The 23,010-nt window shown below is 42.2% G+C and carries 20 protein-coding genes and 2 tRNA genes; 10 read left to right on the top strand and 12 right to left on the bottom strand.

The window, feature by feature from the left end:
- Window positions 1–147: 147 nt before the first annotated feature.
- A tRNA-Pro gene (locus AB5123_RS11845) sits at window positions 148–224 on the top strand.
- 105 nt (window positions 225–329) lie between these two features.
- Here the strand turns inward: AB5123_RS11845 and xylB are convergent.
- Together xylB and AB5123_RS11835 are read right to left on the bottom strand one after the other, a co-directional pair.
- Window positions 330–1,853, bottom strand: a complete 1,524-nt coding sequence (xylB, locus tag AB5123_RS11840) for a xylulokinase (protein ID WP_138336403.1) — start codon at window positions 1,851–1,853, stop codon at window positions 330–332.
- A gap of 245 nt (window positions 1,854–2,098) precedes the next feature.
- Window positions 2,099–2,278, bottom strand: coding sequence for a hypothetical protein (locus AB5123_RS11835; protein WP_022288558.1), 180 nt, complete (start codon window positions 2,276–2,278; stop codon window positions 2,099–2,101).
- Window positions 2,279–2,664: 386 nt separating this feature from the next.
- On the opposite strand from AB5123_RS11835, the gene serC reads away from it, so the two are divergent.
- The 4 genes from serC to AB5123_RS11815 all read left to right on the top strand — a co-directional run bounded on the left by serC (window position 2,665) and on the right by AB5123_RS11815 (window position 5,528).
- Window positions 2,665–3,747: a 3-phosphoserine/phosphohydroxythreonine transaminase gene (serC, locus tag AB5123_RS11830; protein ID WP_117859494.1), complete on the top strand. Its 1,083-nt coding sequence runs from the start codon at window positions 2,665–2,667 to the stop codon at window positions 3,745–3,747.
- 26 nt (window positions 3,748–3,773) lie between these two features.
- Window positions 3,774–3,941: a hypothetical protein gene (locus AB5123_RS11825; RefSeq protein WP_022288560.1), complete on the top strand. Its 168-nt coding sequence runs from the start codon at window positions 3,774–3,776 to the stop codon at window positions 3,939–3,941.
- Window positions 3,942–3,963: 22 nt separating this feature from the next.
- The gene (locus tag AB5123_RS11820; protein WP_022288561.1) at window positions 3,964–5,115 is read left to right on the top strand and encodes a 3-phosphoglycerate dehydrogenase family protein; all 1,152 of its coding nucleotides are present in this window, start codon (window positions 3,964–3,966) and stop codon (window positions 5,113–5,115) included.
- A gap of 119 nt (window positions 5,116–5,234) precedes the next feature.
- The gene (locus tag AB5123_RS11815) at window positions 5,235–5,528 is read left to right on the top strand and encodes a hypothetical protein (RefSeq protein WP_022288562.1); all 294 of its coding nucleotides are present in this window, start codon (window positions 5,235–5,237) and stop codon (window positions 5,526–5,528) included.
- A 68-nt stretch (window positions 5,529–5,596) separates the two neighbouring features.
- On the opposite strand, the gene AB5123_RS11810 is transcribed toward AB5123_RS11815, so the two are convergent.
- Complete coding sequence (locus AB5123_RS11810; protein WP_022287598.1) at window positions 5,597–6,082, bottom strand: GtrA family protein; 486 nt, start codon at window positions 6,080–6,082, stop codon at window positions 5,597–5,599.
- 209 nt (window positions 6,083–6,291) lie between these two features.
- On the opposite strand from AB5123_RS11810, the gene AB5123_RS11805 reads away from it, so the two are divergent.
- From AB5123_RS11805 to AB5123_RS11795, 3 genes are all read left to right on the top strand, one after another.
- Window positions 6,292–7,560, top strand: a complete 1,269-nt coding sequence (locus AB5123_RS11805; RefSeq protein ID WP_117859498.1) for a hemolysin family protein — start codon at window positions 6,292–6,294, stop codon at window positions 7,558–7,560.
- On the top strand, window positions 7,553–8,056 hold the full coding sequence (locus tag AB5123_RS11800) for a hypothetical protein (RefSeq protein ID WP_022287600.1): 504 nt from the start codon (window positions 7,553–7,555) through the stop codon (window positions 8,054–8,056). Before AB5123_RS11805 ends, AB5123_RS11800 begins: the two co-directional genes overlap by 8 nt.
- 102 nt (window positions 8,057–8,158) lie before the next feature.
- The gene (locus tag AB5123_RS11795) at window positions 8,159–8,992 is read left to right on the top strand and encodes a hypothetical protein (RefSeq protein WP_337812438.1); all 834 of its coding nucleotides are present in this window, start codon (window positions 8,159–8,161) and stop codon (window positions 8,990–8,992) included.
- Window positions 8,993–9,099: 107 nt separating this feature from the next.
- Here the strand turns inward: AB5123_RS11795 and AB5123_RS11790 are convergent, their stop codons facing one another.
- Both AB5123_RS11790 and AB5123_RS11785 read right to left on the bottom strand, forming a co-directional pair.
- Entirely contained in the window at window positions 9,100–9,597 is a 498-nt protein-coding gene (locus AB5123_RS11790) for a hypothetical protein (protein WP_117863312.1), read from the bottom strand.
- 55 nt (window positions 9,598–9,652) lie between these two features.
- A complete protein-coding gene (locus AB5123_RS11785; protein ID WP_337812437.1) occupies window positions 9,653–11,038 on the bottom strand; it encodes an MATE family efflux transporter in 1,386 nt (461 codons plus the stop codon).
- Window positions 11,039–11,525: 487 nt separating this feature from the next.
- Here AB5123_RS11785 and AB5123_RS11780 point away from each other — a divergent pair, with 487 nt between their 5' ends.
- A complete protein-coding gene (locus AB5123_RS11780) occupies window positions 11,526–14,099 on the top strand; it encodes a cation-translocating P-type ATPase (protein WP_337812436.1) in 2,574 nt (857 codons plus the stop codon).
- A gap of 105 nt (window positions 14,100–14,204) precedes the next feature.
- Here AB5123_RS11780 and nrdG read toward each other — a convergent pair whose 3' ends face one another.
- Window positions 14,205–14,723, bottom strand: coding sequence for an anaerobic ribonucleoside-triphosphate reductase activating protein (gene nrdG / locus AB5123_RS11775; protein WP_117863310.1), 519 nt, complete (start codon window positions 14,721–14,723; stop codon window positions 14,205–14,207).
- Between the two features lie 269 nt (window positions 14,724–14,992).
- Entirely contained in the window at window positions 14,993–17,167 is a 2,175-nt protein-coding gene (nrdD, locus tag AB5123_RS11770; protein WP_278339948.1) for an anaerobic ribonucleoside-triphosphate reductase, read from the bottom strand.
- A 357-nt stretch (window positions 17,168–17,524) separates the two neighbouring features.
- Between nrdD and AB5123_RS11765 the strand changes: the two genes are divergently transcribed.
- Window positions 17,525–17,601: transfer RNA gene (locus AB5123_RS11765), tRNA-Arg, on the top strand.
- 802 nt (window positions 17,602–18,403) lie between these two features.
- Here the strand turns inward: AB5123_RS11765 and AB5123_RS11760 are convergent.
- The 5 genes from AB5123_RS11760 to AB5123_RS11740 form a co-directional block, all read right to left on the bottom strand.
- Complete coding sequence (locus tag AB5123_RS11760; RefSeq protein ID WP_287209050.1) at window positions 18,404–19,699, bottom strand: transcriptional regulator; 1,296 nt, start codon at window positions 19,697–19,699, stop codon at window positions 18,404–18,406.
- Window positions 19,692–20,528, bottom strand: a complete 837-nt coding sequence (locus AB5123_RS11755) for a DNA adenine methylase (protein ID WP_287209045.1) — start codon at window positions 20,526–20,528, stop codon at window positions 19,692–19,694. Before AB5123_RS11755 ends, AB5123_RS11760 begins: the two co-directional genes overlap by 8 nt.
- 64 nt (window positions 20,529–20,592) lie before the next feature.
- Entirely contained in the window at window positions 20,593–20,865 is a 273-nt protein-coding gene (locus tag AB5123_RS11750) for a helix-turn-helix domain-containing protein (protein ID WP_117934534.1), read from the bottom strand.
- A gap of 100 nt (window positions 20,866–20,965) precedes the next feature.
- The gene (locus AB5123_RS11745) at window positions 20,966–22,051 is read right to left on the bottom strand and encodes a tyrosine-type recombinase/integrase (RefSeq protein WP_118054051.1); all 1,086 of its coding nucleotides are present in this window, start codon (window positions 22,049–22,051) and stop codon (window positions 20,966–20,968) included.
- Between the two features lie 211 nt (window positions 22,052–22,262).
- A partial coding sequence (locus tag AB5123_RS11740; RefSeq protein ID WP_368364858.1) for a helix-turn-helix domain-containing protein occupies window positions 22,263–23,010 on the bottom strand: 748 nt, incomplete at its 5' end.

Genomic DNA, 23,010 nt, shown 5'->3' with positions numbered 1-23,010 from the left:
ACTTTATTTTATCAGATTTTTGTCTATCTCTCTTTTCTTTTTTCTTAATTTTGTCCAATATCTATTGTAGCACTACATTGCAATTTTTTTATTTTGACTGAAAACTCTTGACTATTGTATCCAAATCGGGTATAATATATACGATATCGGGGTGTGGCGCAGATTGGTAGCGCGCTACCTTGGGGTGGTAGAGGTCGTCGGTTCAAATCCGGTCACTCCGACCAATATGTAAAAACGGCTTTCCGCTATTGTGGAGAGCCTCTTTTTAGTTGTCAAAATATTCTAACACAAAAAAGCTCCGACGGCAAATCGGAGCTTTTGGTTTTATATTACATCTTTGCAAGCTTTGCAAATTCTGCTTTCAGTGCAGGATAAATCTCTGTGTAAAGCTTGTAGTATTTCTCATACTCAGGTACTCGCTCTGCTTCAGGCTGCTGTACCTTGTCGGTCTTTACTACTGCCTTACAAGCTTCCGGTACTGATGAGTAAATGCCTGCGCCTGTTGCTGCAAGAAGTGCTACACCAAGGGCTGGACCTTCTTTCGATGAAGCTGTTTTTACAGGACAGTTGTAAAGATCTGCGAGCATTGATCTCCACAGCGGTGAGCTTCCGCCGCCTCCGCATGCCATCATGTCGGATACGTTGATATTCATTTCTCTGAATACCTCAACGCAATCTCTCAGGGAGTATGATACGCCCTCCATTACTGCTCTCAGCATATCACGCTTTGTGTGCATTGCGGAAAGTCCGAAGAATACTCCTCTTGCGTCAGGGTCAAGATGCGGTGTTCTTTCGCCCATGAGATATGGCAGATAGAGAAGTCTGTTTGCACCAACAGGCACTTTCTCTGCTTCCTTATCCATGAGATAATATTCGTCAACGCCCATGCACTTTGCTGTTTCTTTCTCTGCATTGCAGAAATTATCCCTGAACCATTTCAGCGAAAGTCCTGCGCCTTGTGTAACACCCATAACGTGCCATGCGTTCGGTACTGCTGCACAGCAGGTGTGAACTCTGCCCTTTGGGTCGATAGAGATAGAAGAAGTGTGTGCAAATACGACGCCTGATGTTCCGATAGTTGTGAACGCCTTACCGTCCTCTGCAACGCCTGTTCCGATAGCCGCAGCGGCATTGTCGCCTGCTCCGCCTACTACTATAGTACCCTCTTTAAGTCCTGTAAGCTCAGCCATTTTCTTTGTGACCTTGCCTGTTACCTCGCATGACTCGTACACCTTGCCCAGCATTGACATATCAATGCCAAGCGTATCGCAGACTTCCTTTGACCAGCAGCGGTTTGGCACGTCAAGAAGCTGCATACCGCTTGCGTCGGAAACCTCTGTTGCATATTCGCCTGTGAGGATAAATCTCAGATAGTCCTTTGGAAGAAGAATGTGTCTGCACTTTTCATATATATCAGGCTCGTTGTTCTTTACCCAAAGGATTTTCGCAGCCGTCCAGCCTGTGAGGGCAGGGTTTGCTGTTATCTTGATGAGCTTTTCTCTGCCTAGCTTTTCGTTCATTTCTTCAACTTCTGCGGCAGTTCTCTGATCGCACCATATTATGGACTTTCTAAGCACGTTGTTGTCCTTATCCAGCATAACAAGTCCGTGCATCTGTCCAGAGATACCAACACCTGCAACGTCCTCTTTATTTACGCCGCTTTTGGTCATAACAGCCTTGATAGTGTTTATCATTGCGTTTGCCCAGTCAGCAGGGTCCTGTTCTGCATAGCCATTTTTAGGCTGATACATAGGATATTCAATAGTTACAGAAGAAATAACAGTGCCCTTTTCGTCAAAAAGCACCGTCTTAGTGCCACTTGTGCCGCAGTCTACGCCGATTACATAAGCCATATTTTTTTACTCCTTTATAATATGTATAGTATCATTTGTGTTCATTAAAACGATTACATTAATTATACAATATTTCTCTCTGAAATGCAATACCCATAAAACGTTTTCGCAAAATTTATCTGCACATAAAAACAGGACGGTGGGGCTACCGTCCTATAAGTTTGTTGAAAGACCTGGCGAACTTGTTGGCGGAACATCGTGTCTGCGTTATTGGCAGGGTACGGTCTTATACCACCATTTTAAGTCTAGTCTGCTTTCTCAAGCACAAAGAATGTGCTGTTGTTTTCACTTTTCATTTCCTTTATAGCCCAGCCTGCCGCGATCAGACTGTTGAGCTTTTCAACTCGCTGAAATCTGTCCATATCCGGGGCTTTTCCATCATGGGCTTTGTCCTCATTTCTTGAAACATAAAATATCTTTTGCATATATATCCTCTTTCCCTGAGAGTGACAATTGTTCCCCGATTTTTTTACAACTGTCGCATTTTATTGATTACATTATACTACACAAATATGGAGATTTCAAGGAATACCAAAAATTTTAACCTCTTTTTAACGCTTTAGTATTATTCTGATTTTTCATGCTTTTCAGTGCTTATTATATATAACGGCATAGGTAAGGTGTAAAAATGCACGTTTTCAGGGCTGCTTTATGTGCTGATATGTACAAAAACTTATGACGAGTGAGTATTTTTATATGACAGCCCTTGACTTTTTTTTATAAAAGGCATATAATAATATTATTAATTTATATATTTATAGTCTTTATAAATAATGAAACTAAGAAACTAATTTATATGGAGGGTTTAACAATGGGTAGAGTATATAACTTCAGCGCAGGTCCTGCTGTACTCCCTGAGGAAGTGCTTAAGGAAGCTGCCGATGAAATGCTCGATTATAAGGGCACAGGTATGAGCGTAATGGAGATGAGCCACCGTTCCAAGGCGTTCGATGACATCATCAAGGAAGCTGAAAAGGACATCAGAGATCTTATGGGTATCCCTGATAACTATAAGGTGCTGTTCCTTCAGGGCGGTGCTTCTCAGCAGTTCTCAGCCGTTCCTATGAACCTTATGAAGAACAAGAAAGCGGCTTACATAATCACAGGTCAGTGGGCTAAGAAGGCTTATCAGGAGGCTCAGAAATACGGCGAGGCTGTTGCTGTGGCTTCTTCTGCTGACAAGACTTTCTCTTATATCCCTGATTGTTCAGACCTCGATATTCCTGAGGACGCTGACTATGTTTATATCTGCGAAAACAATACTATCTATGGTACAAAGTACAAGACACTGCCTAACACAAAGGGTCACACACTTGTTGCAGACGTTTCTTCCTGCTTCCTGTCTGAGCCTGTTGACGTAACAAAGTACGGCGTTATTTACGGCGGTGTTCAGAAGAACGTTGGTCCTGCCGGCGTTGTTATTGCTATCATCAGAGAAGATCTTATCACTGACGACGTTCTCGAGGGCACACCTACAATGCTCAAGTGGAAAACTCAGGCTGACGCAGATTCTCTTTATAACACACCTCCTTGCTATGGAATCTATATCTGCGGCAAGGTATTCAAGTGGATAAAGAAAATGGGCGGTCTTGAGGCTATGAAGGCTCACAACGAGAAGAAGGCTAAGATACTCTATGATTATCTTGACCAGAGCAAGCTCTTCAAGGGCACTGTTGTTCCTGAGGACAGATCTCTTATGAACGTTCCATTCGTAACAGGCGACGCTGAGCTTGACAAGAAGTTCGTTGCTGAGGCTACAGCAGCAGGCTTTGTAAACCTCAAGGGTCACAGAACTGTTGGCGGTATGAGAGCTTCTATCTACAACGCAATGCCTATCGAGGGCGTTGAAAAGCTTGTTGAGTTCATGAAGAAGTTCGAGGCTGAGAACGCATAATCAGATTTGATCGAGGTGAAATTTCAATGCTTCATCGATTGCTTCATATGATAAGCACTGCTGATTTGATCAAAAACAATCCGGACGATTGGCGTGATAAGCTTAATGAAAGAAGTAAGTCAAAAGGCAAAGTTGTTCTCGTTCTTTTCGCTGTAATACTTGTTCTTTGCCTGTTTGTAAGAATTATCACTTAAATAGATGAAAGAGGTTAGTTTAATGTACAACATATTGACTTTGAATAAGATCGCCGCTTGCGGTACAGATATTTTCGACAAGGCTAAGTACACAGTAAGCGACAATGCTGAAAATCCTACCGCTATAATGGTACGTTCAGCAAAGATGCACGATATGGAAATGCCTGAGAGCCTGCTTGCTATTGCAAGAGCAGGTGCTGGCGTAAACAATATTCCAGTTGAGAAGTGCGCAGAGCAGGGAATCGTTGTATTCAACACACCTGGCGCAAACTCAAACGCTGTTAAGGAGCTTGCTATTTGTGCGCTTCTTCTTTCTTCAAGAAAGATAACTGAGGCTGCTGCATGGGCTGCATCACTCAAGGGCACTCCTGACGCTCCAAAGACAGTTGAGGGCGGCAAGTCTAAGTTCGCAGGTCCTGAGATATTGGGCAAGACTCTTGGCGTAATCGGTCTTGGTGCTATCGGCGGAAAGATCGCAAACGCAGCCGTTGCACTTGGCATGGACGTTATCGGCTATGACCCATTCCTTTCTGTAAACGCAGCTATCCAGCTCGAGCCTGCTGTAAAGGTAACTGCTGATATCAATGATATCTACAAGAACAGCGATTATATCACTATCCACGTTCCTTATACACCTGACACAAAGAACACTATCGACGAAGCTCAGATAGCAATGATGAAGGACGGCGTTCGTCTTATCAACCTTGCAAGAGGCGAGCTTATCAACAGTGCGGCTGTTGTAAAGGCTATCAAGGACGGCAAGGTTGCAAAGTATGTAACAGACTTTGCAGATGATGTTGTTCTTGGCGAGGAGAATGTTATCGTTCTTCCACACCTTGGCGCTTCCACACCTGAGTCTGAGGACAACTGCGCAACAATGGCGGCTCACGAGCTTATCGACTATATCGAGAAGGGAACTATCAAGAATTCTGTAAACTTCCCTAATGCAGAGCTTGCTAAAACAGGCGACCACCTTGTTTGCGTGCTTCACAAGAACGTTCCTGCTCTTATCGCACAGATCACATCTGTTGTATCTGACAAGGGCGCAAATATCGAGAACCTTGTAAACAAGTCTAAGAAAGACTGGGCTTACACAATGCTCGATGTTACAGGCGACGTTGACGCTGACGCTTTCAAGTCTATCGAGGGCGTTGTTGGCGTAAGAGTTCTTTAATTGTTGATAAAAGAAATTTTATATGCAGCAATGAGGCTGCCCACGGACGAACTGCGTCTTGGGCAGCCTTTTTTGATACAAAAAAGCTATAATTTAAGTGAAAAATGGAGGAATTTAAAATGGACAAACTTATAACAGCAATTTTATTTATCGGAATACCAATGGCACTGACTCAGCTTATTTACAGGATAATTGACCACAAGGGTAACAAGACCGCAAAGCTTGCGGAGCGTTTTCCTGTGCTTGTGAAAAGAAAGTTTCTTGTGCAGATAGGCGGAGCAATGGCGTTCGTTATCGTGTTCGGGCTTATCTCGCTTCTGCTTGACCTGCCTATCAAGGTGTTTTTCATTGTGTGCGGAGTTGTAGTGGGCGTGATAAACGGCATGGCGGTCACGCTTATGTACAGAGATTAGTCGGTTGCAACGTGGCAACTGGGGCAAAATAAAAAGCTGCCAGATATCTGACAGCTTTTTTTGTATGCTTATTTCTTTCTGAAGACCACAAGCTTGCTGATGACATAGTTAAGTATCAGCACAACAACGTTTGCCACTATTTTTGTTACCCAATAGTTGAAGCTGAGAAGTGAGTAGCCGAGCCACATCATGAACATTTCTACAAGAAGAGTGAATATCCTGCCGCCGTAAAATGAAGCCGCTTCGGAGATTATTGCCTTTTTGCCCTCTGCTTCAGACTCGAAAACCCATATCCTGTTGGTTATGTATGCGAATGTTACTGCACATATCCATGATATGACGGTGCTTGTGGTGGAAACACCGCCCTTGCCTATGCCTGCCTGCTCCAAAAGCACTTTTGAGATGCCTGCGGTCACAAAGCTGACCGCGGTGGTGAGTACGCCGAAAAACAGATACAAAAGCATTTCCTTGTTTTTGACGTAAAAGGGTCTGAACCACCCGAATATCTTCCAGTCCATTATTTTGTCGAAAATGTCCTTATCTTTCTTTGCCATTTCTGTTATCTCCTTTTGTGCATATGAATATTATGAACACAAAGAATATTATAACTCTTTTACATCGTTTTTTCAACAATACTGTTGCAATTGGTTAAAAAATATGTTATGATAACTATATGTAGTCAGTTTTCATGACTGCCTTTAGTGCTATTTTTATAACTAGGGCAGCAAATTTATATTCTGACCTGAAAGGATAATTTTATTTTATGAAAGTTGTTATCATCGCTGTGCTTCTTATGCTGTCTGCTATTTGTTCTGCAACGGAGACAGCATTTTCTTCATGCAACAGGATAAGGCTTAAAAAACTTGCAGACGACGGAAACAAGTCTGCAAAGAAGGCAATGAACATATGCGATAATTTTGATAAGGCACTCACCGCTATACTTGTGGGAAACAATGTTGTGAACATTTCTTCATCTTCACTTGCAACGGTGCTTTTTACGGAGAAGTTCGGAAAGGGAAGCGTGGGTCTTGCTACTGTAGTCATGACGGTGCTTGTGCTTATTTTTGGTGAGATCTTGCCTAAGAGCCTTGCAAAGGAAAATTCCGAGAGGTTTTCTATTCTTATGGCGGCTCCGCTTTCCGCATTCATGTTCATCATCACGCCTATAACGGCTATCTTTATGGGCATAAAAAGCGGTGTTACAAAGCTTGTGGGCAACAAGAACAGCGAGCCGTCTGTTACTGAGGAAGAACTTAAATATATCATAGACGAGATTCAGGACGAGGGTGTACTTGAAGAGCAGGAGTCGGAGCTTGTGCGTTCGGCACTTGATTTTGACGAGATAACCATAAGCGAGATACTTGTTCCGAGAGTAAATATCGAGGGTGTTGAGCTTCATGAGGATATGGAGAGCATAAAAAAACGCTTTGTGCAGACAAAGTTTTCAAGGCTTCCCGTGTATGACAAGGACTTAGACCACATTGTGGGACTTATCCACCAGTCTGACTTTTTTGAAATGTATCTCAAGGGCAAGACGGACATAAGCCTTATAATGAACAAGCCACTTTACATAACCGAAAACCGCAAGATCTCTGAGATCCTGAAGCAGATGCAGCGCAAAAAGGTGCATATGGCGGTGGTGCTTGACCAATATGGCGGCACGGAGGGCATTTGTACCCTTGAGGATATCATAGAGGAGCTTGTGGGCGAGATCTATGATGAAAGCGACGAGGAGGATACCTCCCTTGTGAAAATAAGCGACGGTGTTTACGAAGCGTCGGCGGAGCTTTCGGTATCGGATTTTCTTGAGAGGACAGGACTGCCGGAGGACACTATCGAAACCGAAAGAACATCTCTCGGTGGCTGGATAATGGATATGCTTGACAGACTTCCTGAGCAGAATGAAGTTATAAGCTGTCCGCCTTTTGAGATGACAGTGAAAATGGAGGACGAGCAGAAAATAGACAGGATACGCTTCAAGATATCCGAAGAGGAGCTTGAAAGCAAGAAGGCGGAGGAAGAAAATGCCTAAGCAGATAAAGAAAGAGCAGATAAAAAAGTCAGAGCTTTTATACAGAAAATGGTCTGTTGCAGGGCTTGCGGCAGCGGCTGTGTTCATGGGGTGTATGGCTGGGCTTATGAGCATGATAGTGAAAACCGAGGGAGCAAAAGTGCCAACGATAGTGCTTTTTGCGGCGTTCATTATCTACACGGCAGTGTCGGTGGTATGTGCGGTACTTGGAGTGAAAAGCTATGTAAAGGACGACTGCGGAGTGTGTCTTTTTCAGGGTATAGTGCATATTTACAGCGTTATAGCCTGCGTAATGAATGTGAGAATGGCATTTATAATACTGTTCTCAGCGTTAGGCTCGCAATCGGGGGTAGATACCCTTATAGGAAGCCAATCGCAGAACGAATTTATACAAAGTCAGTATGCAAGCTGGATATGCCTAGCCATTGCTACTCTGTTCTCAGTGGTACTTGGTATTTTGGCGGTAGTATGGCTTGTGAAAAATAAAAAGAACTGATAAATCGGCTTTGCGTAGGGGCGACCTTGGGTCGCCCATTATTTCGTATGTTTCACAGCATACAGGTTTTAGAAAATCATATAGTAAGGAAAAAGAAAAATAATGTTTTTGCTTATACTTGTAGTTGTATGCTACACAATATGTTCCCTTAGTGACAAGTACGCTGTTTCAACGGCAAAATTCAACGGCGATGAGCTTGGATTCTTAATGGCGGCGGCAACGGCTGTTTTCATGGCTTGTTGTCTGCCTTTCCTCGACAGGACTATTACGCTTAGCTGGCAATCCTTTGCGGCGATAGGTCTGCTGTGCTTGTCGAAGATCCTTGAATTTAAGCTTTCGGCTATTATCCTTGATGAAATATCAGCCTTTGAGCTTAAGGCTTGGCTTGGTATCACCCTTTTCATGTCCTATGCAACGGATATTTTCCTTGGTGAAAAGCCGAGCATTTTCAAGTTTCTTTTTATCGTGCTTACTGTTGCAGGACTTGTTTTTATCGCAAAATCAGGCAGAATGGACAGCGGAAATATAAATTACCGCAGGATAGTTGTTCCTCTGGCGTTCTATCTTTTGGCAAGATACGGCTACGGCATAGTTGTAAGAGCGTCGGAGAATTACATATCCTCGACCATGGCGCTGTTCTTTGCGCTTATACTTATGGCTATCATACTTCTGCCAAGGGCGAAGCCTTTGGAGATATTCAAGAAAAATCAAAAGGGCGCATGGGTGGTTGTGCTTACAAAGATACCGAATGTGGCAGGTCTGCTTGCGGAGAACGCTGTTATTGCGGTGAGCCTTGCGAGTGCGTCATTTATCCAGCCTATGATACTGTGTTCGCTGTTTGTTATAGCGCTCATAAGAAAAGAGCCTATCACAAAGCTGAGATTTATCGGCAGCGTTATTTGTATGGTGGGCATAATAGGATTTCAAATATGTTAAAAAACAAAACGTCGGACGTTTTCAAATTCGTCCGACGTTTTGTTGTCTGAAAGTTTACAGAAAGAAAGTGAGCGACCAGAGGTCGCCCCAACATTTTGATGTTATGTTTATCTTTCGGTATTGTACATTGCGGCAAACCAGTAATCTTCTTCAAGATAGCTTGTGTCTTTCTTGCCCCATGTAATTTTTATTTTCACAAGACAGCCGTCAATATCCTCTTTTGGAAGCTCCAGCTTTTTGGACTCCTTGGCAAGCACCTTTCCGTCATAGCTGTAGACAGTGTAAAGCACATCACCGAGCCTGTCCCCTGTGACTTCTACGGACATAGGGGTTTTAAGGGTAACATTGCCGTCCTTATCTACATCCGCCTTTACATTAAATGACGGTATAGAGGAGAGCAGATCTTCAAAGCTCTCTTCGGCGGAAAGGCTTTCGCTCTTGCCGTTGCAGTATCGTGTCTTTTCAGTGCCGGGAAGCTCATATTTGCTTCCGTCACAGGTCAGCACAACTGAACCTTTCTCCACCTTCGGGGTTATATTTATCACAAGGGCGCAAGCCAAAAAGATAACGGCGGTAAGCAGACCTACAAGTATTTTCCTTTTCATTATTATCACCAATGCTATTATATCACCTTTGGGAATAATAATCAAGGGCAGTGTTTTAGTCTTTGAGCTTTATCTCACGTTTTATCCTGCCCATTATCACAATGGCGGCGACAGTGCCTACAAGCTCGCCGAATGGAACGGCTGCCCATACTATCTTGCCTGCTGAGGAGGTAAGGGTGAGAAGATAAGCCGTGGGGAGAGGGATAACTAAAAGTCTGATAAGGGAAAGCACAAGGGAAGCTATGCCATGGTCGAGCGCCTGAAAAATTCCCTGATAGGCTATGTTTGCACCTGCAAAAAGATAGCCTAAAGTGATTATCCTTATGGCATAGGTGGCGAATATCTCCGTATCCGCTGACAGTGAGAATACATGGCATATCTGAGAAGCAAAAAGCTGCAAGCCTATAATGCCAAGGAGCATGAGTCCCAACGTGTAGAGCATACCGTATTTTATGCCTGAACGAACTCTTGTTTTGTCCCCTTTGCCGTAGTTGTATGATACAACCGGAATGATAGTGTTGTTCATGCCGAATGACGCAAAGAATACGAACTGCTGTATTTTATAATAGATACCATAGGCTGTTACGGCGGATTGACCTATCCTGTTGAGTATGACATTAAGCCCATAAGTCATGACGGACATAAGAGCCTGTATTATTATGGCAGGAATGCCTATTCTATAAATGTTTGCTATCATTTTGCTCTGAGGTATAAAATATCTCATGCCGCTTGGTATCTCTTTGTTGCACACAAAATGAAGCACGCCGCCTATGACCATTGTGAGTACCTGACCGATGACAGTGGCATATGCCGCACCTTTTACTCCCAGTTCTGGGAAAGGGCCAAGCCCGAAAATCAAAACAGGGTCAAGGACGATGTTGGCTATTGCGCCTACAAGCTGAGCAATGGTGGAATGGATAGTTTTGCCTGTCGCCTGCAAAAGCTTTTCAAATATCATTGAACCTACTGCACCGAATGACAACACACAGCATATGCCTAGATATTCGCCCCCAAGCTTTAAAGCAAGACTATCATGGGTCTGTGTTTTCAAAAATGCGTCAGTGCCGAAAAATCCGAACAGCATGAACACGATGTAGGTGCAAAGACCTATGAAAATGGCATTGCCTGCTATTTTGCCTGCACGCTCAAAATTCTTTTCTCCAAGGCTTCTGGAGAGCAAGGCGTTTATTCCAACGCCTGTGCCTACGCCTACAGCGATTATCAAAAGCTGGACAGGGTATGCAAGGGTGAGGGCGTTTACGGCATATTCGCCCATGTGCTCAACTGTATCATCTGTTATCCTGCTTACGAAATAGCTGTCAACGATATTGTAAAACGCCTGAACTATCATTGAAATTATCATAGGCAGACCCATGCTCAGCATGAGTTTCGGCATGGGTATAACGCCCATCTTGTTTTCTTTCAGAACTTCTTCGCTCATATTTTATTACCTCCCGTTTTTTGCGCATAAAAAAACAGCACAAGTCCGAATACAATCGGACTTACGCTGTCGCTGCTCATTGTTATAATTATTATACCATATATTTTTTCATATGTCCAAGGACTTTTTATACAAAAGTCAGGTCTCAAAGACCCACTTTTTTGATGATATGAAGCGTTGCAAATGTACAATAAAATATATAAAAAACTATTGACAAAATCAAAAATATAGGTTATAATAACCTCATAGTAAAAGAGAGTAGCTGGCGGAGAGATCCGTTTATGTTTGCGTCAATACGTTCCGATGAGGGACCGCTGCATATCTAAACGGCGAGACTTTTATTGATTAAATTGCCATAGGCGCAGTTTACCCAATAAACGTCTTGCCGATTTTTTATGCGTTTATTTTTCTGAGCCTATGAGAAAAGGAGGCTTTGAAGGGTATATCGGCAGCGACTACAGGAAAAAATAAAAAAAGGTGGTATTTTATGAAGCAGTATCAGAAAAAGCTTGACCAGCTTTACACTGAGTTTTCATCAGGTGAAAATGGTCTTTCAACTGAGCAGGCAGTGAAAAACTGCGAAAAGTTCGGACGAAATGTTATCACGGAGGGCAAGAAAAAGTCCATTCCAGTGATTTTTTTAGAGCAGTATAAGGACTTTCTTGTGCTTATACTCATTATTGCTGCGATAGTTTCAGCTTTCATGAAAGATGTTGAGAGCTGTGCAGTAATTCTCGTTGTTATCACAATGAACGCTATTTTGGGTACAGTTCAGACCGTCAAGGCTGAAAAGTCACTGACGAACCTTAAAAAGCTTTCTGCACCGACGGCTAAGGCGTTGCGAAACGGCGAAAAGGTAATTATCCCCTCTGAGGAGATCGCAGTGGGCGACATTCTTCTTATCGAAGCAGGCGACCAGATATGTGCAGACGGCAGGCTGATAGAATGCGCGTCTGTTCAGGTGAACGAGTCTGCGCTCACAGGCGAGAGCGTTAATATCGACAAGGATATGAGCGATATAGAGGGCGAAAAGCCTCTTGCTGAGCGTGCTAACATGGTTTATTCAGGCTCTTTTGTCACATACGGCAGAGGAAAAATGCTTGTCACTGAGGTGGGTATGGACACTGAGGTGGGCAAGATAGCTTCGCTTATCCAAAACGCATCAGAGAGAAAAACACCTCTCCAGAACACGCTTGACGAGTTCGGTAAAAAGCTTTCCATTGCTATACTTATTGTCTGTGCAGTAGTGTTCGGACTTAGTATGCTTCGTGGCGGCCAGCTTATGGATTCGTTCATGTTCGCTATCGCACTTGCTGTTGCGGCTATTCCTGAGGCTCTCAGCTCTATCGTTACTATTGTGCTTTCTTTCGGCACACAGAAAATGTCAAAGGAAAACGCTATCATAAGAAAGCTTCAAGCTGTTGAGGGCTTGGGCAGTGTTTCTGTAATATGCTCTGACAAGACCGGTACACTGACACAGAACAAGATGACAGTTAGAAAAATAATGGTAGACGGCAGGATAATCGACACTGACGCTGTTGATCTTGATGATGAAAAGGTCAAGACTATGACAAGAGCCATGATACTTTGCAACGATTCAAGCTGCAAGGACGGCGTTGAGATAGGCGACCCTACAGAAACGGCGCTTATCAATTTTGGCACAAAGCTTGGTATCGACACTGACAAGGTGAGGGAAGATCTCCCTAGAATTTCTGAGATACCATTCGATTCAGACAGAAAGCTTATGTCAACTCTGCACATTATCGACGGCGAAAAGGTGCTTTATGTAAAGGGTGCGGCTGACGTTCTTATAAACAGGATAACTTCAAGCGACGAGGAAAAGGCTGTTATAACCCAGCGTGTGGCAGAGCTTTCGGAAAAAGGTCTGCGTATACTTGCATTTGCAGAGAAAAAATTCGACAAGGATACCGTATGTCCAGAGGACGAGGACGGATTGGAGTTCGTCGGTCTTATTGCTATGATGGATCCTCCGAGAGAGGAATCAAAGGCGGCTGTTGCGGAATGCCGCAAGGCTGGCATAAAGCCAGTCATGATAACAGGCGACCATATCGTTACGGCTTCGGCTATTGCCCGTGAGATAGGTATTCTTGACGACAACTCAAAGGCTGTTGAGGGTCACGAGCTTGACGCTTATTCAGACGAAGAGCTTGTTGACTTTGTAAAGGACAAGGCTGTTTACGCTCGTGTTACACCTGAGCATAAAATAAGGATCGTAAAGGCTTGGCAGGCAAACGGCTGTATAGTTTCCATGACAGGCGACGGAGTGAACGACGCACCTGCGTTAAAGCAGGCTGATGTGGGCGTTGCAATGGGCATCACAGGAACTGAGGTTTCAAAGGACGCTGCCTCAATGGTGCTTGCAGACGATAACTTTGCAACTATAGTAAAGGCCATAAGAAACGGCAGAAACATTTACGAGAACATTAAAAAGGCTATACTCTTCCTGCTTTCGGGCAACTTTGCGGCAATTCTTGTGGTGCTTTTCAACTCACTGCTTGGACTTCCTGTTCCGTTTGCGGCAATACATTTGCTGTTTATTAATCTGCTTACAGACTCGCTTCCTGCTATCGGTTTGGGTCTTGAACCTCACTCCGAAGAGGTCATGAAACGCAAGCCAAGAAACGCAAACGAATCTATCCTCACACGTCCTTTCCTGGGCGAGATAGCATTGTATGGCGTAGTTATAGCGATAGCAGTAGCTTCGGCTTTCCTTATGGGAAACAAGACAAGCGCAGCTCTTGGTATGACGATGGCATTCGCAGTGCTTTGCTCTGCAAGATTGTTCCACGGATTCTCCTGCAAGAAAAAAGGTCCTGTTATCTTCTCAAAGGACTTTTTCAACAACAAGTTCGGTCTTATGGCGTTCGGTCTTGGAATGGTATTTTTAAACTCCGTTCTGCTCGTTCCACAACTCAAGGGACTTTTCAAGATAGCAGACATGACAGGTATGCAGTTTGCATGGATATACATTCTAAGCTTTGGCTCTATGCTCGTTATCCAGCTTATAAAGGCGGTATTCTTTACAAAGTCTGAAAAGTAAGGCTGTAGAGTTATTTCGCAAAAGTTTGATAGGCGGGCGACCTTAGGTTGCACCTACGCAATAAAAATAACCGCTCTTCGTGATGTCACGGGGAGCGGTTTTGTTTTACATATCTTCGCAAGGCAGCCAAATGCCGTCTTTTTTATGAAGTATCCTCTGATTTTCAGATCCTCTGAATTTCAGTGAGATGTTTTTCTTTTCGAGAACAAATTCGCCGTCAACGAGGTAGTCGATAAGGCTCAGCATTTCGTCTGTGTACTGTGTTCTGTATGGGGACTTTGAGCCTGCAAGCAGGTCAGTTTCAAGGGTACAGCCTGTGTAGCACCACACGTCCTTGTCGGGAAGTTCTGTTTTCACACGGCGGAGGAGTTTTGTAAGCTCAGGCTGGTTCTCAGGCTCCATAGGCTCGCCGCCAAGGAGCGTAAGTCCTTTTATATAGCCCTTTGAGAGGGCGTTAAGTATCTCGTCTGCGGTGGTATCTGTGAAAGGCTTGCCGTAGTCAAAGTTCCAAGTGTCAGGCTGAAAACAGCCCTTGCAGTGGTGTCTGCAACCTGATACGAATAGCGTGACCCTCACTCCTGATCCATTGGCGATATCGGTTTTCTTTATCTCACAATAATTCATTTTCCGCTCCTTTCATACATACAACGCAGGGCAATACGATTTTGTATTGCCCCGATAGTTATATGCTGTTTGCTGTTTTATGTCAGTAATAATGTTCATTATTTTTGGAATTTGCAGTTTTGAGTTTTTGAGTTTTCCTTGCTATAATGTTCATTTTTTTGACGAGTTTTGAGTTTTAACGGCTATAATGTTCACTTTTTTTGAAAATCGCTCAAAAAAAATTTTGGGTTTTTTGGTTAATTGTAATTTTACAGGGTTTTTTTGACGAATCACAAATGCAAAACTCTCTCCTTTATCTCCTGAGTCCTGCCCTGATTCCAGAACTGCGTGCCGATGTAGCCGCAGGTGCGCCTTGCAACGTTCAGAGTGTTCTGATCTCTGTTGCCGCAGTTCGGACACTCCCATACAAGCTTGCCGTCATCTTCTACTATCTTTATCTCACCGTCAAAACCGCACTTCTGACAGTAGTCGCTCTTTGTGTTAAGCTCTGCATACATGATGTTGTCGTAAATATGCTGCATAACTGCAAGAACAGCCTCTATGTTGTTCTGCATATTCGGCACTTCCACATAGCTGATAGCTCCTCCTGGTGAGAGAGCCTGGAACTGAGACTCGAATGTGAGCTTGTCAAATGCGTCGATGTTCTCGGTAACATGGATATGATAGCTGTTTGTGATGTAGTTTCTGTCTGTTACACCCTCGATAACACCGAAACGCTTCTGCAAACATCTTGCAAATTTGTATGTTGTGGACTCCAATGGCGTGCCGTAAAGGCTGAAATCTATGTTTGTTTCTGCTCTCCACTTTGCGCAGGCGTCATTAAGGTGCTGCATAACTTCAAGTGCAAAAGGCGTTGCTGAAGGGTCTGTGTGTGACTTGCCTGTCATGTATCTTACGCATTCGCAAAGACCTGCATAGCCAAGCGAGATAGTGGAATATCCGCCGTAAAGGAGCTTGTCGATTGTTTCGCCCTTTTTAAGTCTTGCCAATGCACCGTTCTGCCAAAGGATAGGTGCAACGTCAGATGGAGTGCCTTTAAGTCTTTCGTGACGGAGCATAAGCGCACGTCTGCAAAGCTCAAGTCTTTCATCAAGTATCTTCCAGAACTTATCCATATCCTTATATGACGAGCAGGCAACGTCCACAAGGTTTATTGTAACAACGCCCTGATTGAATCTGCCGTAATATTTAGGCTTGCCGTTTTCGTCAAGATATGTTGTAAGGAAGCTTCTGCAGCCCATGCAAGGGTAGCACTGACCATTGCCATTCTTGTCTACTTTAAGCTCCTTCATTTTCTTTTCGCTTATATAGTCAGGAACCATTCTCTTTGCGGTACACTTTGCAGCAAGCTTTGTAAGCTCCCAATATTTTGAGCCTTCTCTTATGTTGTCCTCTTCAAGGACATATATTAGCTTAGGGAACGCAGGGGTGATATAAACGCCCTTTTCGTTCTTTACGCCTTGGATACGCTGTCTGAGCATTTCCTCTATGATAGCCGCAAGGTCATCTCTTGTCTGCCCCTCAGGGACTTCGTCAAGGTACATGAAAACAGTAACGAAAGGTGCTTGACCATTTGTTGTCATAAGAGTGATGACCTGATACTGTATCATCTGAACGCCCTGAACTATCTCAGCCTTTACTCTCATTTCGGCTACCTTATTTATAGTATCCTCGTCGGCAGGGATATTAAGCTCTGCGAACTCCTTTTTTACCTCACGGCGGTATTTATCACGGGATATCTGAACGAACGGAGCAAGGTGGGAAAGTGTGATACTCTGTCCGCCATACTGTGAAGAAGCTATCTGAGCGATAGATTGTGTAGCGATATTGCAGGCTGTAGAGAAGCTGTGTGGCTTTTCTATCATGACCTCGCTTATGACAGTGCCGTTCTGGAGCATATCCTCAAGATTTACAAGACAGCAGTTGTGCATATGCTGAGCGAAATAATCGGCGTCGTGGAAATGTATCAGACCTTTTTCGTGGGCTTCAACTATATCGTCAGGAAGCAAAAATCTTCTTGTGATATCCTTGCTCACTTCACCTGCCATATAATCCCTCTGAACTGAATTGACAGTAGGGTTCTTATTGGAATTTTCCTGCTTGACTTCCTCGTTCTCGAAGTTAAGAAGAGAAAGTATCTGCTTGTCAGTAGTATTAGCCTGTCTGACGATAGAACGCTCATAGCGGTATGTGATATAATGCTTTGCCACTGTATACTTGCCGTGGCGCATGATATCGGCTTCCACCCAGTCCTGAATAGTTTCAACGTCCATAGCCCTATTCATTTCAGAGCATTTGTCCTCTATATTCTGTGCTATCTCTCCTATTTCTCCCTCAGAGAGCCTATCCTTTTCCTCCACAGTGATATTAGCTTTCGCAACGGCATTTTCTATCTTTTCCTTATCGAACGTATTCTCAGCGCCGCTTCTTTTTATTATCTTCACCTATACTCTTCCTTTCATTCTATCCTGCTCAACCACTATATATTGTGGTTGGCTGCTTTTGTCATAACATAATATTGAACATTTACTATTATACCACAATCAGAATATAAGTCAAGGGCATAGAATGATAAATAATCTACAAAAATTCCGGTTAAAAACAGAGCAGTTTGCCGAAAAAGTATTACAAATGATTACAAACACTTGATTGACAAAAAGTGTGAAAAACAATGGCATTTAAAGGGATGATAAAGGTGTGAAGCTACAAGAAACGATGTGAACATTCTGTAAAATAAGCGGAGAAATTCCATTAACTCATTGACAAAGGGGCTTGCATATGATATAATATTAGAGTTGAATGCGCCAGTAGCTCAGCTGGATAGAGTGACTGGCTACGAACCAGTAGGTCGGGGGTTCGAGTCCCTTCTGGCGCACCAATCATTTTTGATACTCACAAAGGAAAATCCACAGGATATAAAAATGTGGACTTTCCTCAGCAAGTATCTTTGAATATCCTTGCTGAGCATATATGAAAGCTTGTAGTAACAAGCTAGGATATGTTTTGTGACATTTGTTTCGTTTCGCTCTTAGACCTTGTCAAGGCAGCTGCACATTGTGGAGCTTAAGCGAATCATCTGATGTTAATTCATAGTGGCGTCGGCACATAGGCTTGCAGTTAGCTTAACTGTTACTGGCTGGCTCGTGTTCATGTTCTGAAATGTTAAGAATGCCTGATCGGCGTGATTGAACAGTAACGAACGTCATGGCTCTAAGCGACTTAAAGACAACTCAATGTCTTGTTGTGCTTGTGTTTCACATCAGTTGACCTCATCTCAATCTTATTTGAGGACTTACGATATTCGATTTTCAAGCTGCATTTTTGACGAGTTGAATCAGCAGCTAAAAGCAAAAAGAGCTTTCCAGATGTTTGACATCGTGAAAAGCCCTTGACAATCTATTTCCAACGTGCTATAATAGAGCACGAGGATAGCATTCTCTGAAAGCTCCACAGTTGCGGTAACATCTGTGCTGCTGGGCTTATAATCTCCGCCAAGAGTTTATAAGCCTTAGAGGGTGCAATTTTTTATGCCCTCTAAATTTCCTCTGTATATTAATTATACCACCATTTTGTCAATTTGTCAATACTTTTGCGGAAATTAATGGTGGGGAATATATCTTTTATATATAAATGCAAAATGACCCCTAGTGTGTCACCGTGACACACTAGGGGTATTTTCGTTATAATAATTCCACGATCCATTCAAGCCAACTTCTAATTGTTGAAGCCCTACGATAATATGTTTCGTCACTTTTCACTTTATATAGGTTACACTGTTTCATTATTGCAACAATTTCATGCTTGTTGATTTCTCCCTGACTAAACCATAAATTAAGAGTTTCTGAAAAAACCTTATGTGATAATATAGCTTCACAAAAAGCTAATTGCCTTTGTTTGTAGCTGAGTTTTAAAATGTTTTTTCCTTTTGACGTTAAGAAAAATGTAATGCTATCATTCCTTTGCTTGTCAACTAACCCAAGATAGCGAGCAGCGTCGGTATAATAATTTGTTTGCCTTTCGTCAAATGCGTAATTAATTGTAATATTATCTTTTGTCATAGGGTGTTCGTTTAATAATTCGCATAGATTTATTACTCGTTCAAAACTGTCTGCTTGTGGAAATGATATTTCAGGCTCATCAATTATCGGTACACTGTCAAGTAATTGATTGATTTCCTCAGATGTAATAGTCATATCTTCCTCCACAGAATAATTTTTCTGCTTGACAAGTGTCAGTGAACTATATTCCATTGGATCAGAAAATTGATATTCATATAAATGAAATATGCCATTGGAATACACAAGGAAAATTGGTTTGACATCTTTGTTTACACGATCTTTCCACGTCCTGAAAGGGTAGTAGAGCTGTCTTACAAGAAAATCTTTCGACAAATCTCGCTTTGCCTCAATTAGTGCAAGCTTTTGTAATCCCTCATATCCTGCATCTATCTCTATTTGAGAATTATGTACTTCAATGTTTCTTTTGTCATTGCATAGAACATCTTTGATCTCAAAATTGAAGTTACCAGATCCCATTCTGCCACTTACAGTTGGAACAAGTTGCTCATCTTCTAGAAAGTCTGCTATTATGCCCGACACATAAGCACAATTTAAAGCAACTGCTTCACTGGTGATAGAGTCTACATCTAAACTTTGAATGTAGTATGGTAAGCTTATTCTTGTTACTTCGGGTGACATAGGCTCGAATTTATGATACGCATCAAAATGAGAAATGATATAATCACCACGAGTAATAGGAAGTATGGAGAGCTTATTTTGTTTGAATAATTTAGGCAAATTGATAATGTGATCAAATTTTGCCATTAACCGTGGCTCACGAAACTCTTTAATTTGTGTAGCAGATATTTGAAAACACCCTTCTTGTTCTATGTGATGTAGAATATCGTATTTTTCAAATAATAAATGCCATGCTGCGTCATTCCTGGTTTCATGTTCAAGTTTATCTGTGTCATTCATAGTTTGTTATTATTACCTCGTCAACATCTCCACGTTTGCTTGCAACTGAGTTGATTGCCCTTTTAGCTTGTACAGTTGTTATATGATAATCAGAATATTGTTCTCTTATAAATTCAGTTGAAGAATTTGACAACATGAATTTTACACCACGTTCATTAAGCATATCACAGCACTCACGAAGTTTAATCTGCTGTTCTCTGCTAAAACCGCCTTTTGAATAACCAGTAAAGCTAGAGGTATCTGATATTGGATCATATGGCGGATCAAGATATACGAACGTTCCTCTCCGTACTTGTTCAAGTGATAATGCAAAATCGTTTGAACTGAATGTTATCTCAGCAGAGTTAAAATAATTACTTACGGCTTTCAAAACAGGAGCATTAACGATATTTGGATTTTTGTATTTCCCAAAAGGACTATTAAATTCTCCTGCATTGTTTACACGATATAAGCCATTGTAACAAGTTTTATTGAGAAAAATAACCCTTGCCGCTTTTTCGATGTCACTAAGCCTATCGTATTTTGATTTATCACGATCAATATTACGAAGCTCATAGTAGAAACTTTCCTCATTCGGATAGGTTTCAAGTATTTCGATAAGAGCGTCAACATCATCTCTTATAACAGTATATACATGAATGAGATCGATGTTAATGTCATTGACTATTGCTTTTTTAGGCTGCAGATCAAACAAAACAGCACCGCCACCAACAAAAGGCTCACAATACGAGGTTATCCTTTTAGGTAGCATGGGCTTTATAGAGGGCAACAGCTGCCTTTTTCCTCCCACCCATTTGAGAACAGGAGAAACAAGTTTATTTTTGGACATTAAAATCACTCCGTTTTTGTGTCACTAGACAGTGTGTCATTGTGACACACCAAGGATTTTTATTTTATACAAATTCAATTTTAAGTTTTTTATCCATAGCAGCGGCAAGCCTTTGAAGTGTTTTTATAGACGGGTTTGCATTTCCATTTTCAATTTTGCTTATATCACCTTGTGCAATACCTGAAAGGTGGGCAAGTTGCTGCTGAGTTATACCTTTCTTTTTACGGACGTCAATTAACGCTTGAACTACTGCAAATTCAGGCTCTATAGAATTGTATTCTGCCTTAAGCTCAGGAACAGTTAGTTGTGCATTAAGAAAATCATTGAAATTTGTCATATTATTCTTCTTTCGATATTGAATATATCCTATAATTATCATATCACATTGCACGTATTTTGTCAACACGTATTAAAAACTAAGTCGCTTATCTAATGTGTCACCGTGACACATTGACATCTTTCATATACTCATCGATCGTTTCAGCGACTTTCAGCTTTTCACGATATGTAAGGTGCGTGTATATATCGCTGGTGACAGCTATGCTGCTGTGACCGAGCCAGACCGACACGGACTTTAGCTCAACGCCGTGCTGAACAAGCAGTGACGCACAGGTGTGGCGAAGATCGTGGAAACGGCAGCGGAAATTCATTTCTGCCATTATCCTGCCGAAACCAACAGACAGATCGTCGGGCTTGACGATCAGCCCCATATCGTCAACGCATATGTATTTAAGATATTCTCGTGAATACTTGTCACGATGAGCCGTGTAGTTATCGCACTGCCTGCGCCTAAGCTCCTTGAGGTATCTGAGCACGCCTGAGGGGAGAGGCAAGGTTCTGCGGCTTGCTCTGGTTTTTGGAACGTCTGAAAACACCAAAGTTATCTTGTGATCTTTAATGCATTTGACTACAGTATGCTGTATGCACATAGTCTGCGTTTCAAAGTTTATGTCTGACCAACGCAGTCCCAGAACCTCGCTGCGTCTGAGTCCCATAGTTCCTGCTAGAAACACAGGCGTGTAGAGGTCAGTATTTTTGACCTTGTTAAGAATTATTTCAAATTGATCTGTACTTATGAAATTCCCACAGTAACGGTCAGTGCAGGGAAGCTCCGCAAGCAAGGCTGCATTGTGGTCTGTCAAACCGTTCTTGACCGCATAGCTAAGTGCCATTTTGATGTTTGAGTGATGTTTTCGTATCGTTAAGCCGGATAGACCGGCGTTGTATTTGACTAGATAATATTCCTCAAGCATACCGGGCGTGAGCTGTGAAAGCATTGTATTCTTGCTGCGAAAGTATGGCACGATGTGCACATACACCTGTGAACGATATGCCTCATAGGTGTTGATTTTTACCGCCATCTTTCGGCTTTTGAGCCATTGCTCGATCAGATCTGCAAACAGAATGTCATTTGCCTTTTTCTCAGAAATCTCGTCTTTGAGCTGCTGATTTTCCGCAGCAAGCTTTACCACAAGCCTTTCAAGCTCTTTCTTTTCGCTGATTAATTCTTCGATAGTTGTCATAATGATCCCCTTTGTTTTTAGAATATATAATATATTACAACAAAAGCAGAGATTTTTACAGCAGCAAAGCAATATCTGTCTGAAAAAGAAGGCAAAATTTGATAAAAAGCGTGCATATTCTAAAAAAAATAATTCAAGTATAGATACAGAAACATCAAATATCTGTTTTCAGACAGATAATCAAGAATGGGTCAGTTATAGACAGTTCATTTTACCCACTACCCCTTTTTAAGAAAAAAATCTCCGAAAGCCGAATTTTTTTCTTAAAACCTATTGACAAATCCGATTTTTTGTTATACAATGAACTTGTGTTTTTGATGGTTGTGTTCATTGTATAACAATGAATGCTCTGCCTCCTGCTTGAGCGGCGGGGGGCTTTTTTTATTCTGCTGTGAGGAACATATATGCAGACAGTATATGTGTTGTCTGTAAAATCACCTACACGAGTTCTGATTTTCTTTTTACGAATGAACTTACCTTTTACAAGCTTTTCTATCGTCCTGAGAACGTCCTGACGGCTCATGCCCAGAAGCTGAGATAGATCATTATAGCTTTGGAAAAAGCTCATGTGCGAGCTGTCAGCCAGCTTACAGCACATTATATACACTCTGAATTCATTTCCATTCAATCTGCTCATAAGCTTTTTATCCATGGTGAAATATTTAGAAGCTGTAGATACGGCTTCAATAGTGTATGTATATGTGCCAAGCTTTCCAGGAGCATTTGTTTGGCGCTTCTGGGACTTGATAAATCCACTCTTGAGCAGTGAGCTTGCCGCACGCTTAACAGTGGATACTGAAAAGCCGCATAGTGACACAAGAGTTGTCTGCTTGACTGTGATCTCATAGCCAAGCAGATTTCTTTTTGTATTCTTGTGGATAAGTGTAGTGCTACAATAGATATTGGACAAAATTAAGAAAAAAGAAAAGAGAGATAGACAAAAATCTGATAAAATAAAG

The organism is Ruminococcus sp. RTP21204st1_B2_RTP21204_210225 (assembly GCF_040914135.1).
In the GTDB taxonomy this organism is placed as follows: Bacteria; Bacillota; Clostridia; order Oscillospirales; family Ruminococcaceae; genus Hominimerdicola; species Hominimerdicola aceti.
This window is presented reverse-complemented; position numbering and strand designations above follow the sequence as displayed.